Origin of the sequence: Pantoea leporis (genome assembly GCF_028048155.1) — a bacterium.
Classification (GTDB): Bacteria; Pseudomonadota; Gammaproteobacteria; order Enterobacterales; family Enterobacteriaceae; genus Pantoea; species Pantoea leporis.
Genome location: NZ_JALMEU010000005.1, coordinates 169677 through 182955, shown reverse-complemented (window position 1 = coordinate 182955; position 13279 = coordinate 169677). Strand labels below are relative to the sequence as shown.

Annotated in this window: 11 protein-coding genes; 3 read left to right on the top strand and 8 right to left on the bottom strand. The window is 59.1% G+C overall.

The features are described 5' to 3' along the window. Positions 1 to 24: 24 nt before the first annotated feature. On the bottom strand, positions 25 to 1017 hold the full coding sequence (gene xylF, locus MWH02_RS15240) for a D-xylose ABC transporter substrate-binding protein (RefSeq protein ID WP_101763858.1): 993 nt from the start codon (positions 1015 to 1017) through the stop codon (positions 25 to 27). A gap of 345 nt (positions 1018 to 1362) precedes the next feature. Here xylF and xylA point away from each other — a divergent pair, with 345 nt between their 5' ends. The 3 genes from xylA to MWH02_RS15225 all read left to right on the top strand — a co-directional run bounded on the left by xylA (position 1363) and on the right by MWH02_RS15225 (position 5293). Further along, positions 1363 to 2685 (top strand): xylose isomerase, encoded by a 1323-nt coding sequence (xylA, locus tag MWH02_RS15235; RefSeq protein WP_061719300.1) that lies wholly within the window; start codon positions 1363 to 1365, stop codon positions 2683 to 2685. Between the two features lie 17 nt (positions 2686 to 2702). After that, positions 2703 to 4145, top strand: a complete 1443-nt coding sequence (gene xylB, locus MWH02_RS15230; RefSeq protein WP_271460947.1) for a xylulokinase — start codon at positions 2703 to 2705, stop codon at positions 4143 to 4145. A gap of 215 nt (positions 4146 to 4360) precedes the next feature. Then, positions 4361 to 5293: a GlxA family transcriptional regulator gene (locus MWH02_RS15225; RefSeq protein WP_271460946.1), complete on the top strand. Its 933-nt coding sequence runs from the start codon at positions 4361 to 4363 to the stop codon at positions 5291 to 5293. Here MWH02_RS15225 and MWH02_RS15220 read toward each other — a convergent pair. The 7 genes from MWH02_RS15220 to MWH02_RS15190 all read right to left on the bottom strand — a co-directional run bounded on the left by MWH02_RS15220 (position 5278) and on the right by MWH02_RS15190 (position 13252). Further along, the gene (locus MWH02_RS15220) at positions 5278 to 6273 is read right to left on the bottom strand and encodes an acyltransferase (protein ID WP_192236837.1); all 996 of its coding nucleotides are present in this window, start codon (positions 6271 to 6273) and stop codon (positions 5278 to 5280) included. The two genes, MWH02_RS15225 and MWH02_RS15220, sit on opposite strands and share 16 nt — an antisense overlap. A gap of 199 nt (positions 6274 to 6472) precedes the next feature. Continuing rightward, entirely contained in the window at positions 6473 to 7588 is a 1116-nt protein-coding gene (locus MWH02_RS15215; protein WP_101763852.1) for a mandelate racemase/muconate lactonizing enzyme family protein, read from the bottom strand. Positions 7589 to 7620: 32 nt separating this feature from the next. Then, positions 7621 to 8382, bottom strand: a complete 762-nt coding sequence (locus MWH02_RS15210) for a GntR family transcriptional regulator (RefSeq protein WP_101763851.1) — start codon at positions 8380 to 8382, stop codon at positions 7621 to 7623. Positions 8383 to 8396: 14 nt separating this feature from the next. After that, positions 8397 to 9773 carry a dihydroorotase gene (locus MWH02_RS15205; protein WP_271460945.1) on the bottom strand — a complete coding sequence of 459 codons (1377 nt, stop codon included), beginning with the start codon at positions 9771 to 9773 and terminating at the stop codon, positions 8397 to 8399. Further along, entirely contained in the window at positions 9773 to 10696 is a 924-nt protein-coding gene (locus MWH02_RS15200) for an ABC transporter substrate-binding protein (protein WP_271460944.1), read from the bottom strand. Before MWH02_RS15200 ends, MWH02_RS15205 begins: the two co-directional genes overlap by 1 nt. Next, the gene (locus MWH02_RS15195; protein ID WP_271460943.1) at positions 10696 to 11739 is read right to left on the bottom strand and encodes an alpha-hydroxy acid oxidase; all 1044 of its coding nucleotides are present in this window, start codon (positions 11737 to 11739) and stop codon (positions 10696 to 10698) included. The genes MWH02_RS15200 and MWH02_RS15195 overlap by 1 nt, the downstream gene beginning before the upstream one ends. Beyond that, complete coding sequence (locus tag MWH02_RS15190) at positions 11723 to 13252, bottom strand: amino acid ABC transporter permease/ATP-binding protein (protein ID WP_271460942.1); 1530 nt, start codon at positions 13250 to 13252, stop codon at positions 11723 to 11725. The genes MWH02_RS15195 and MWH02_RS15190 overlap by 17 nt, the downstream gene beginning before the upstream one ends. Between the last annotated feature and the right edge of the window lie 27 nt (positions 13253 to 13279).

The following is a 13279-nucleotide window of genomic DNA, read 5'->3' as shown; positions in this document are numbered from 1 at the left end:
CTCTCTCCTTTACGGGCTCGCGCCTCAGAGTTCGCTCTGCTTGTGGAAGCCGTCTTTGACTACCGTGCTTTCAATGTTGTCTTTGTTCACCGGAATAGGATTCAGCAGGCGCGATGGCACATCTTTCAGGCCATTATTCAGCTTGCTGTTGCTGGCGGGTTGTTTGTCGTCACCGAGTTCCACCGCGATTTTGGCTGCTTCAGTCGCCAGTTCGGTGATGGGTTTGTAAACCGTCATGGTTTGCGTGCCGTTCATAATGCGTTTGATGGCGGCGAGATCGGCATCCTGGCCGGAGATCGCGACTTTGCCGGAAAGTCCCTGCGCGCTTAATGCCTGTATCGCACCGCCTGCGGTGGCATCATTCGACGCCACAACAGCATCAATGTGGTTGCTGTTTGCGGTTAAGGCGTTCTCCATTATTTTCAGCGCATTTTCCGGCAGCCACGCATCAACCCACTGATCGCCGACCACTTTAATGCTGCCATTATCAATATAAGGTTTTAACACTTTCATCTGACCGGCACGGAACAGGCGCGCGTTATTATCCACCGGCGAGCCACCCATCAGGAAGTAATTACCTTTTGGTACTTGCTTCACAATACTTTCTGCCTGTAATTCGCCCACTTTTTCATTATCGAATGAGATGTAAAAATCAATATCGGCGTTATTTATCATGCGGTCATACGCCAGCACTTTAATGCCTTCACGTTTCGCTTCCGCCACCACGTTACTTAAAACCTGGCCGTTATAAGGAATGATGACCAATACATCGACGCCGCGATTAATCATATTTTCAATTTGCGACATCTGCGTTTCTTCGTTGCCGTTGGCCGATTGCACAAACACTTTGGCGCCCAGGGATTCGGCTTGTTTAACAAAGATATCGCGATCTTTTTGCCAGCGTTCCAGACGTAAATCATCAATAGCCATACCGATTTTGACTTCTTTAGCGCTACCCGCGTGACTAAACAGGGCCAGAGCCGCGCAGGCGGCCAACAGTGATTTTTTCATGTTCATGGTATTAATCCTGTAGGTTGAGGCTGTTGTCGTTGTAAGGCTGATAACCAGGCCGATGAATTGTTGCCCTGAGTTTCAGATGACATCAATTACTGATTTTTATCCGGCTATTACGTTTTTTGGTTTATTTGCGATTTTATGAGCGCGATCGATATTTCAACGCTTTCAGAAAAAACGACGTAAGAGAGGCTGAATGAAAATAACGACATTATTTTGCGAGCTGGCGCACAAATAATAATTATCTTACGTTGAGTGTTAAATATCGTAATTGAGCAGCAGTAAATTACATCATCACAATAACCGCTCAAAGCTGACCATTCGGGTCCTCATGCTAAGGAGCTAACTATGCACGCCTATTTCGACCAGCTTGATCGCGTTCGTTATGAAGGGAGTAATACCCGCAATCCTCTGGCGTTTCGTCATTACAACCCGGACGAGGTGATTCTCGGTAAAACCATGGCGGAGCATCTGCGCTTTGCAGCCTGTTACTGGCATACCTTCTGCTGGAACGGCGCGGATATGTTTGGCGTTGGCGCGTTTGATCGTCCGTGGCAGAAGCCGGGTGATGCGCTTGAGCTGGCGAAGCAAAAGGCCGATGTCGCCTTTGAGTTCTTCCATAAACTGAATGTGCCTTATTACTGCTTCCACGATGTGGATGTCTCACCGGAAGGCGATTCGCTGAAAAGCTATCGTGAAAACTTCGCGGTGATGACCGATAAATTACTGGAGAAACAGCAGGAAACCGGCGTGAAACTGCTGTGGGGAACCGCCAACTGCTTTACCCATCCGCGTTACGGTGCGGGTGCGGCGACCAATCCGGATCCGGAAATTTTTGCCTGGGCCGCCAGCCAGGTGTGCAGCGCCATGCAGGCCACGCAAACCCTGGGCGGCGAGAACTATGTGCTGTGGGGCGGGCGTGAAGGGTATGAAACCCTGCTGAATACCGACCTGCGTCAGGAGCGCGAGCAGATTGGCCGGTTTATGCAGATGGTGGTGGAGCACAAACATAAGATCGGTTTCCACGGCATGTTGCTGATTGAACCCAAGCCACAGGAGCCGACGAAACATCAGTATGACTATGATGTCGCGACAGTTTATGGCTTCCTGAAGCAGTTCGGGCTGGAGAAAGAGATCAAAGTGAATGTGGAAGCCAACCATGCGACGCTGGCGGGTCACTCTTTCCATCATGAGATCGCAACGGCCATCGCGCTGGGCATTTTCGGCTCGGTGGATGCTAACCGTGGCGATATGCAGTGTGGCTGGGATACCGACCAGTTCCCGGTCAGCGTCGAAGAGAATGCGCTGGTGCTGTACGAAATTATCAAAGCGGGCGGATTTACCACCGGCGGCTTAAACTTTGATGCCAAAGTCCGCCGCCAGAGCACCGATAAATATGACCTGTTCTACGGCCATATCGGCGCGATGGATACCATGGCGCTGGCGTTGAAAGTCGCGGCACGCATGGTGGCGGATGGCGAGCTGGATAAGCGTGTGGCGCAGCGCTATAGCGGCTGGAACGGCGAGTTCGGGCAGCAGATCCTGAAGGGAGAATTTTCCCTTGCCGCGCTGGCGGAACAGGCGCAGCAACAGCAATTTAATCCACAGCATCGTAGTGGACGCCAGGAACAGCTGGAGAATCTGGTGAATCACTACTTGTTTGATTTTTAACTTTTCAGGAGCGCAGCATGGTTATCGGCATCGATTTAGGCACCTCCGGCGTGAAAGTGGCATTGCTGGATGCGCACGGCAAAGTGATTGCAGTGGAAAGTGCGCCGCTGGAGGTGTCGCGGCCGCAGCCGTTATGGAGCGAGCAAGATGCCGAAAGCTGGTGGCGGGCGACCGATCGTGCCATGCAGGCGCTGGCCCAGCAGCACGATCTCAGCGGCGTGAAGGCGGTTGGCCTGAGCGGGCAGATGCACGGTGCCACCTTGCTGGATAGCGAGAGTCAGGTGCTGCGTCCGGCGATTTTATGGAATGACGGGCGTAGCGGCGAGCAGTGCCAGGAACTGGAGAAGCGCGTGCCGGATTCGCGTCGCATCACCGGCAACCTGATGATGCCTGGCTTTACCGCGCCTAAGCTGCTGTGGGTAAAACAGCATGAGCCGCAGGTTTTTGCTCAGGTAGCTAAAGTGCTGCTGCCAAAGGATTATCTGCGCTTGCGCATGAGCGGTGAGTTCGCCAGCGACATGTCGGACGCGGCGGGAACGATGTGGCTGGATGTGGCGCAGCGCGACTGGAGCGATGAGATGCTCAACGCCTGCGATTTGCAACGCAGCCAGATGCCGCAACTGTTTGAAGGCAATCAGATCACCGGCACCTTGTTGCCAGATGTCGCCGCGCGCTGGGGCATGCCAAGCGTGCCGCTGGTGGCGGGCGGTGGCGATAACGCGGCGGGCGCGGCGGGCGTCGGCATGGTTGAGCCGGGACAAGGCATGCTGTCGCTCGGCACGTCGGGCGTCTATTTCCTGGTGAGCGACGGCTATCTCAGCAATCCACAGCGTGCGGTGCACAGCTTTTGCCACGCGCTGCCGCAGCGCTGGCATCTGATGTCAGTGATTCTGAGCGCGGCTTCCTGCCTCGATTGGGCGGCGGCGCTGACCGGCTGCGCCGATGTGCCGCAACTGCTGAGTGAGGCGGAAAAAGCGCGCAGCGATGTGCCGCCAGTGTGGTTCCTGCCCTATCTTTCTGGCGAGCGCACGCCGCATAACAATCCGCAGGCGCAGGGCGCGTTCTTTGGTTTAACGCATCAGCATGGCCGGCCAGAACTGGCGCGCGCGGTGCTGGAGGGCGTGGGCTTCGCGCTGGCCGAAGGCATGGATGCGGTGCATGAGTGTGGCGTGCAGCCGAAAACCGTGATGCTGATTGGCGGCGGCGCGCGAAGTGCGTACTGGCGTCAGATGCTGGCGGATATCAGCGGGCAAACGCTGGATTATTGTCACGGCGGCGAAGTCGGCCCGGCGCTGGGTGCGGCGCGACTGGCGCAGCTGGCGGTTGATCCGGCGAGCGAATGGCCGTCGCTGGAACTGGCGCAGCGGCATCAACCGGATGCGGCGCGGCATCAGGCGTATCAGCCACAGCGCGAGGTGTTTGCGCGCTTGTATCAGCAGTTGCAGCCGTTGATGTCTTGATGTGGGAGAGTGATGGCTGGATTTGGCAGGGTGTTGGAGTTTTTATCGGGTATGATTGGGGTTTTGTGTTGAATGTAGTGGCCTGATTTGCCCTCACCCCAACCCTCTCCCGTAAACGGGAGAGGGAGTTATTAGCTCGATCGGTTCCCTCTCCCGCTTGCGGGAGAGGGCTAGGGTGAGGGGGAAAAACACACCAAACCCAACCGGAGCTCACCATGCCGCAGTCCGTCTTCTTTCTCGTGCTTCCCGGCGTGATGGCGCTGGATCTCACTGGCCCCGCTGAAACCCTGCAGCTGGCCGACAGCCACTTCGCGCTGCACTACATCGGCCCGCAGCCGAGCGTGCTGTGCTCCACCGGCATGACCCTCGCCGACATCGCGCCCTTGCCCGCGCAACTGCCGGCAAACAGCCTGCTGGTGGTGCCTGGCGTACACGATTCGCGCGTCTGTTTCGACACCGAACCGGCCGCGAAAGCTCGTGACTGGCTGCGCCAGCAGCAGGCGGCGATTACCGATCAGCGCATCACGCTGGTGTGCATCTGTTCCGGCGCACTGCTTTCAGCGCAGGCGGGGTTGCTGGATGGCATCCAATGCACCACGCATCATGATGTGTTACCGCGTCTGAAAGCGGCAGCGCCAGCGGCGTTGGTAAAAGATAACCGGGTTTTCGTCGAAGATGGCGGCATCTGGACCAGCGCGGGCATTACTGCGGGTATCGATCTGGCGCTGCATCTCATCAATCGGCTGTGCGGCGCGCCGCAGGCATTGAAAGTGGCGCGCGAAATGGTGGTGTGGTTCCGCCGTTCCGGCGACGATCCGCAACTGTCGCCGTGGCTGCGCTATCGCAATCACATGCATCCGGCGATTCATCGCGCGCAGGATGTGATGATTGCCCATCCCGAACATGATTGGTCGCTTACCGCGCTGGCCGAACGGGCGCACGTCAGCGAGCGTCATCTGACGCGCCTGTTCCGCCAGCATCTGGGCATCAGCGTGCGCGAATACCACGAACAGCTGCGCTTAGTGATTGCGCGGCAACGCCAGCAGCAGGGCGAAGCGGCGGAGAAAGCGGCGCTGGCCGCCGGATTCTCCTCGGCACGCCAGCTGCGCCGCGCGCACCAGCGCTGGGACGATCAGCTCACCAGATGACGCTTATCCACGCGTTGTAATCCCATCGCCAGCAGCAGGCTACCGATCAGCGTCGTGCCCATCACCCACGGCAAATCGAGCCACGGGCGCGACATGTCGTCGTAGTGATGGGTACGCAGAAAGTGGATAAACAGCGCGTGAAAACCGTAGATCGGCAGGGAATAGCGCGAGAGGGTGGCGAGCCCCGGCAGCGCGCGCTGATTCAGGGTGTTTTTGAACAGAATCAACAGGCTGATGGCGGCAATAAACACCAGCGGCCCGCAGTAGAGATACCAGGTATCGTTGAACGCGCCGTTGATTTTCAGCATCTGTTTGGTGCCGAGCGCAATGCCAATCACGCAGGCCACAAAGCCCAATCCCGCCAGCCAGCTGACGCTGTGCTTGTCGGTCTCCATACAGCCAATCGCGCGCCCGAGTAGCGCATACAGCAGGTAGTAAATGCTGTCGCCGCTGACATACAGATTCACCGGCAGCCAGTGGAACGGTCCCAGCGATTGGCTCACGGTATTCGGATTCGCCAGCACCGCCAGCACGATCACCAGTATCGCGACATAGCGCGGTGCCACGCTTTTCACCTGAATCAGCGGGGATAACAGATAGATGCCGATAATGGCGAAGAAGAACCACAGGTGATAGAACACCGGTCTTTGCAGCAGTTTGAGCAGCGATCGACCTTCGCTGATCGGCGTCAGCCAGGTGATATAGGCCAGCGCCACCGCGCTGTAGAACAGCAGGCACAGCACGATGCGCAGCAGATGCCGCCCTTGTGCGCTGCGTTCGCCGAAAAACAGATAGCCTGAAATCATAAAGAACAGCGGCACACAGACGCGTGACGCTGAGTTAAGCAGGTTCGCCACATCCCAGCTCAGGCCTGTTACCGCCATCGGCCCGGTGATGTACCAGGTTGTGGTGTGAATGACGATCACCATCAGACAGGCAACCGCACGTAAGTTGTCGATCCAGTAAATTTTTTGCTGCATGGCACCCTCTTGCATTGGCTGCGAAGAAGGGTAGCCAGTGAGCCGCGCGCCAACAACCTTTAGCGTTGTAATTCAGATCACTCTGTTATTCGACACTCGACACCAGAATCAATTCGCGCGCACTGCATAGCGGCGCGATTTATCGCGCAATAAATTGCGCCGCTACAATGTGTGCTTCGTTGTTAGGCGGTGACAGCCGTTAATCACGCACCAAAAACGTCTCGATCACCGCTTCGTCGGGTTCAACGCCGAGGCCTGGCTCGCTCGGCAGCCACGCGTAACCGTCGGCGATGCGCACCGGATTCTTCGCCAGCGAGCGGCTGATTTCGCCCGGCTCGACGCAATACTCCATCACCAGCGCATTCTCAATCGCGCACAGGAAATGCAGCGAGGCGGCGGTATTAATGTCGGTGGTGAAGTTGTGGTTGCACACTTTGCGTCCACGGCTGTGCGCGTAGCTGGCGATCTCCATTGCCTGCGTAAAGCCGGTGCGCGTCAGGTCGATCTGCACGATATCGATGCCGCCTTCATCTATCAGGCGCTGGAAACCCGTTACCGAACACTCTTGCTCACCGGCGGCGATATGCTGCTGGCAGGCGGCGGAAACCTGGCCGTAACCGGCGTAGTTATCGGGATGCAGCGGCTCTTCAATCCAGAACAGATTGAGGTGTTCATAGCGCTGGCTGCGGCGGATGGTGGTTTTGGCATCCCACACGTGGCCGACGTCCAGCATCAGATCCACATCGTCGCCCATCGCTTTACGCAGGGCGTCGAGATAGCGCAGATCCAGCGCTTCGTCAGTGCCAAACGGCTCCCAGCCAAACTTCACGCCGCTATGGCCGGTATCCATCGCATGCTGCGCGCGCGCGACCGTCTCTTCCACGCTGAACTGGAACATGTTGGAGGAGTAAACGCGCATTTTGTCGCGCATGGCGCCGCCCAGCAGTTCAACAATCGGCTTGCCGAGTGCTTTACCTTTGATGTCCCACAAGGCGATGTCGATGCCGGCCATCGCCTGCAGTACCGCGCCGCTGCGGCCGTAATAGAGGGTGGCTTTGTGCATCTTCTTCCATAAACGGCCGGTTTCCAGCGGGTTTTCGCCGATTAACAGCGACTTCAGGCCGGTGACCATGGTGTGCGAATAGGGCGCTTCAATGATGGCTTTGGTGACATACGGGCTGCCATCCACTTCGCCCCAGCCGGTGATGCCGGCATCGGTGGTGATTTTGATCAGCAGCGCATCCTGAGAGCTGTCGGTGCGCTGCTCAATCACTGGCAGGCGCAGGTAAAACGCCTCAACGTTAATGATTTTCATGGTGTTTTCCCTGGTGTAAAGGCAAGGCGAAATTAGCCGAGAGCGGAACGGTGCTGTCGGCGCTGTGTTATCAGGGTTTCGTAATCCACGTCCAGCGCCTGAATGCGGATGTGGTTCTCAACCTCGTCGGTCATTTTGGCGATGTCGCCATCGGCAAAGACATTAATCAGCCGCTGATGCTCCTCGATGATGTCGCTCATCGATTTGCCCATGGTGGAGAGGCCGAAAATCACCGTCAGCTGACGGGCAATCGACTCCCACAAATTGCTCAGCACCGGGTTGTGCGCGAAGCTGCACAGCGTGCGGTGGAAATCGGTATCGGCGGAGGCAAAACCGTAAACGTTATCGCTTTGCATCATCGCCTGCATCTGCGCCACGCCCTGATAGAGCTGATTAAGCTGCTCAGCGCTGTTGCGTCCGGCCTCAATCGCCCGGCGACAGGCCAGCGTCTCCAGCGGGATGCGCACATCGATAATCTGCTCCAGCCGCTGATGCGAAATCTCCATCAGGCGGATACCTTTATACGGCTCGCTGGTGACAATGCCCTGGCTCTCCAGAATGCGCAGCGCTTCGCGGATCGGCACGCGGCTCATACCGAGTTTCGCCACCAGCTCGGGTTCTGCGATGCGGTCGCCGGGCAGGATCAGGCCGCGCGAGGCGGCGCTGAGAATGGCATCCACGGCGTGATCGACCAGCGTGCGCGGACGCGCACTATTCCAGCTGTTATCGGTGGCCGCGTCCTGCGCCAGCGGGGCGCTGTTTTTACGACGAGCGGTAGAGGGTTTTCCTGCCATGTTGTTTATCCTGTTTAGACCTGTCGGGTCACGAATTGACCGAAGCCGGGTTCAACCTGCATCTGGTCATCCTGGAATACCGTGACGCCACGAATCAATGTGCGCACCACTCTACCCTGACAGCGCATCCCTTCAAATGCGCTCCACTTGCCGAGTCCCTGAAAATTGGCGCCGCGCACCGTCCAGCTTTGGCTGGCGTCGTAGAACACCAAATCGGCGTCAAAGCCGGGCGCAATCGCCCCTTTTTTGCCCCACAGCTGGAAGGCTTTGGCCGGGCCGCTGGCGGTCATGCGCGCAAACTCGCTGAGCGCCACGCCACGTTCAATATGGGCCGCGCTGAAGAACATCGGGCTGAGCGTTTCCACGCCGGTCAGGCCCATGCCCGCCTCCCAGATGCTGGCTTCACCTGCCTGTTTTTGTGCGGGCGTGTACGGACAATGGTCAGACGCGATCATGTCGATATCGCCGCGCAGCAGCACCTGCCAGAGCGCATCTACTACCGGACGTGGGCGGATTGGCGGGCCGCAGCGCGCGTTGGGGCCGATGCGCACCAGATCGTCTTCGTCGAGCAATAAATAGTGCGGACAGGTTTCGAAGCTGGCGCGTACGCGGGTTTTAGCGGCGACGATGGTTTCCGCCGCGCGGGCCGAGCTGACGTGCACGATATGGCAGCGCGCGCCGGTCTCTTCGGCAATCGCTAACACGCGTCCTACCGCTTCGATCTCGGCGATTTCCGGCCCCGCCAGCGCATGAGCGCGCGCATCTTTGCGTCCGGCGCGGCGCTGTTCGCTGCCAGCACCGATCAAAATCTCGTGATTCTCAGCGTGCACGCCAATCAGCCCGTCGAACGTGGCCAACTCGCGCATGGCGCGCAGCAGGCCGTCATCGTCGAGACGCGGCAAACCTTTCTCGTCGGTGGCGTCGCCGTTGGGTGCGCCGCTGCACAGGAAAGCTTTGAAGGCCAGCGCACCGGCCTGATTCAGCGCCGCCAGTTCATGCACGTTATTTCCATCTAACCCAGCCCACAGGGCGTAATCCACCGAGCAGTTGTCTGCCAGCCAGCTTTTTTTGGCGCTGAAGTTAGCCAGCGATGTGGCCGGTGGCAGAGAATGCGGCATCTCGACGATGGTGGTAACGCCGTGCGCCGCCGCACCGCGTGTGCCTTCACGCAGCTCCTGTTCGGGAAAATCGTGCGAGCCGGTGAAATGGGTATGCGCGTCAATCGCGCCGGGCACGATGATCAAGCCACGTGCATCGATCACCTCGTCAACGCCGTGCGTGATGGCGTTAGGCGATAACACGCCACTGATCTTGCCGTTTTCGATCAGCAGATCGGCCAGTTCAGCGCGGGTTTCTGTCACCACCAAACCATTAATAATCAGCTGTTTCATCATTCTGCTCCTGCCTGCGTCACCAGCGCCGCATACGGCACCGGCTGTGAAGAGTCGAGCCAGCCGATAGCAGTTAACAGCTGGCTGAAATGCGCAAACTCAGCGCGCGGAATCACGCCATCTGGCGCAAACACGCCAGCCTGTTGATAGGCCGCGAGGCCGCGCACCAGCGCCTCGCGCGGATAATCGGGGTAAAACGCCTGCACCTGTTGCGCCAGCGCAGTGGCGTCATGGTTGGCGATCCACCTCAGCGCCTGGGCAATGGCGCGGGAGAAGGCGGCGAAAGCGGTGGCTTTCTCCTGCAATACATCGGTGCGGGCGATGTAGGCGCTCCAGGGTACGTGGCCGCACACGCTGGCGAGGCTGCTGATGCTGTGGAGTTGTCCGGCGGCGATGGCGGGCGCCAGCATATGCATGGCGTGCAGCGCATAATCAGCTGCCCCTTGGGCCACGGCGGTGAAATCCCGCGCCTGATCGCCGCTGCCGGCGATCAGCTCAACGTCATCCTGCAAACCGTGACGCGCCAGCAGCCAGCGGAACGTCAGCGTGGCGGTGCCGACATTGCCGACATCCAGCACACGTTTGCCGCGCAGATCGCTGAGCTGAAAATCGGGCTGCGCCTGCGCCGCCGCAAGAAACCACGGATTGGCCGCCACCGAGGCGCAGAAACACTGCAACTCTGCGCCGTGCTGCTGAAAATGCTTCATCACCACCATCGGGCCGCCCAGCGAGAGATCGGCGTCGCGATTCAGCACTGCGGGAACCTGGCCGCCTTGTACCGTATGCCCGCCTGATTCACTGGTGGTGAAGATCACCTGCAGCTGCTGTGCGGCGAACAGGCCGAGGCTGTGCGCCAGATAGTGCGCGCAGTAATAGATGCGGGATTCGCTGGCATCGCCTTGGTTGAAAATCAGTGTCTGCATCAGTAGCGCTCCTCGGTGATAAAGCTGCCGTTCAGCGCCGCCATATCGCTGACGCCGCACCAATGACTAATGGCCGTAACTTCATTGATCCAGCCGGAAAGCAGATCGAACACCGCACTCTCGCCACCGGCGACTAAAGCACTGATGATCGGGCGCACGCTGAGCGACAGCGACGCGCCAAGACAGAGCGCCACCACCGCATCGCTGCCGCAGCGTACGCCGCCATCCAGCAGCAGCGGCAATCGCGTCACCGCCTGCAAATCGGGCAGCTGATCGACCGGCGTAGCCCAGCGCGCGCTCTGGCGCAGGCCGATGTTTGAGGCAATCACTCCGCTGACGCCGTGCTGCGCGGCCTGCGCCGCATCGTCATGATGCAGAACGCCTTTCAGCCACAGTGGAAGCTGGCGATCGGCGCAGTGTGCTGCCACCTCATCAATCTCCTGCCAGCGCCACACCGGGAAAGCGGGCAGCGGCGCAACACCCGGCTGCGTGCCGCCGATGGTGTGCCAGCCGCGCTGTTTCAGGGCGTCGCCGATAGAGAAGCCGCCGGGCTGTAACCCGGCCACCGGATGCACCGGCGCCAGCACCGTGAGCACGATATTTTTAAATCCGGCCTGCGCGGCCTGGTCGATCAAGGCGTTGATGCGGCGGACATCGCCCGCCGCGCGCAGTTGCAGCCAGCAGCGGTCGTACTCGGCGCCAATCTGCTCCAGCGTTGTGACGCTCTCTTCGGAGATCACCAGCGGCAGTTGCAGACGTTTGCAGGCGCGCGCAATCGGCAGCACCCCTTCTTCATGGAAAATACGGTCACCGGCAAACGCGCCGACGCCAATCGGCGCGGACCAGTTTTGCTGGTGCAGGGAAATCTGCGTGTCGATGCTTTCATTGCCCTGCAGCACGCGCGGTAACAGACGAAAGCGGCGTAGCGCCTGCTGATTGGCATCGGGTTCATTACCCAGCGCATCGGCCGGTTGGCCCTGCATATAGCGGAACAGCGCATCGCCGAGGCGCTCGCGTGCCGTGAGTTCAAAGCGCGTTGGCATGTGGCGCCTCCGCAGCATTTTCATGTTCAAGGAAGGTGGCAAACGCTGGCGTTTGCGGATTTTGCAGAATCGTCGGCGGGCCTTCTTCAATCAGCGCGCCATCCTGCAGGAACACCACCCGATCGGCAACGCCCGCCGCAAACGCGATGTCGTGGGTGCTGATGATCATGGTGATGCCGGTCTGTGCCAGGCTGCGCATGGTTTGGTTCACTTCGCGCACCAGTTCGGGATCGAGCGCGGAAGTCGGTTCATCAAACAGCAGGATTTGCGGTTCTGCCGCCAGCGCGCGCGCAATGCCGACGCGCTGTTTCTGTCCGCCAGAGAGTTCGTGCGGCAGCGAGGCGGCGAAATCACCGAGTCCTACCATTTTCAACGCGCGCATCGCTTTGCCGCGCGCGATTTCCGGCTGTGCGCCCTGCACGCGCAGCAGAATGCTCATCACGTTTTCCAGCGCGGTGAGGTGATCAAACAACGCGAAGTGCTGGAACACGATGCCAATGCCCGACTTGGCGCGGTTCACCGGCAGATGTCGCTGCGCCAGCGCGCGACCGTTTTCGTCGCTGCCCATGAAGTGGCCTTCGGTCTGAATGGTGCCGCTGCTGCGTGGCGTCAGCGCCAGAATCGATTTCAGCAGCGTACTTTTGCCCGAACCGGAGCGACCAAGCAGCACCACCACTTCGCCGCGACGGACGGTTAACGACAGCGATTTCAGTACCGCTTTACCGGCGTAGTCGACGCACAGCTGATTCACTTCCAGCACCGGCGCAGCGGTTTGCGTATCCCAGCGCCGTTTTGGTAGCTGCATTGGCATCACGTCTGCTTCCGGCGGCAGTTTCGCCAGGCGCGCGCGCGCCCGTCGCGCACGTTCATCAAGGTTGTAGAACTTCTCCAGCCACCACTGACCGCCCGCCAGCAGCGTGGAAAGAATCAGATAGATGCCGCCCGACGCGACCAGCACCGGAATAAACAGGAAGTTTTGCGACACAATCGCCTGGCCGCGCATCGTCAGCTCATTGACGCCCACCACCGAAGCCAGCGAGGTGGATTTCAGCAGCCCGACAGTTTCATTGCCCATGGTGGGCAGAATGGCGCGCAGCGCCTGCGGGATCACCACGTGAATCATCTCTTTGCTGCGCGAATAACCGAACGCCTGCGCCGCCATGCTTTGATCGCGATCGGTCGCCATAATGCCGCCGCGAATGATTTCGGCGCAGAAGGCGGTTTCGTTGATCATCAGGGCGACAAGCGCGCTGGTGAACGGGCTTAAACGCAGACCAAATTCCGGCAGCACGTTGTACAGCAAAATCAGCTGTAGCAGCACCGGCGTGCCGCGCAGCGTATAGATGTAGATTTTCACCGGCACGCGAATAAACCCGTGCTTTGAGCTGCTGGCTAACGCCAGGAAAAAGCCAATCACAATGCCGCCCGCCAGCGCGCCAATCAGCAGCTGCACGGCGATAACAGCGCCTTCCCACAAGTAGGGGAAAGTCAGGTACTTAAGAAAATCATCCAAGGCGTTATCCTCCTCAACGCCTCGGTT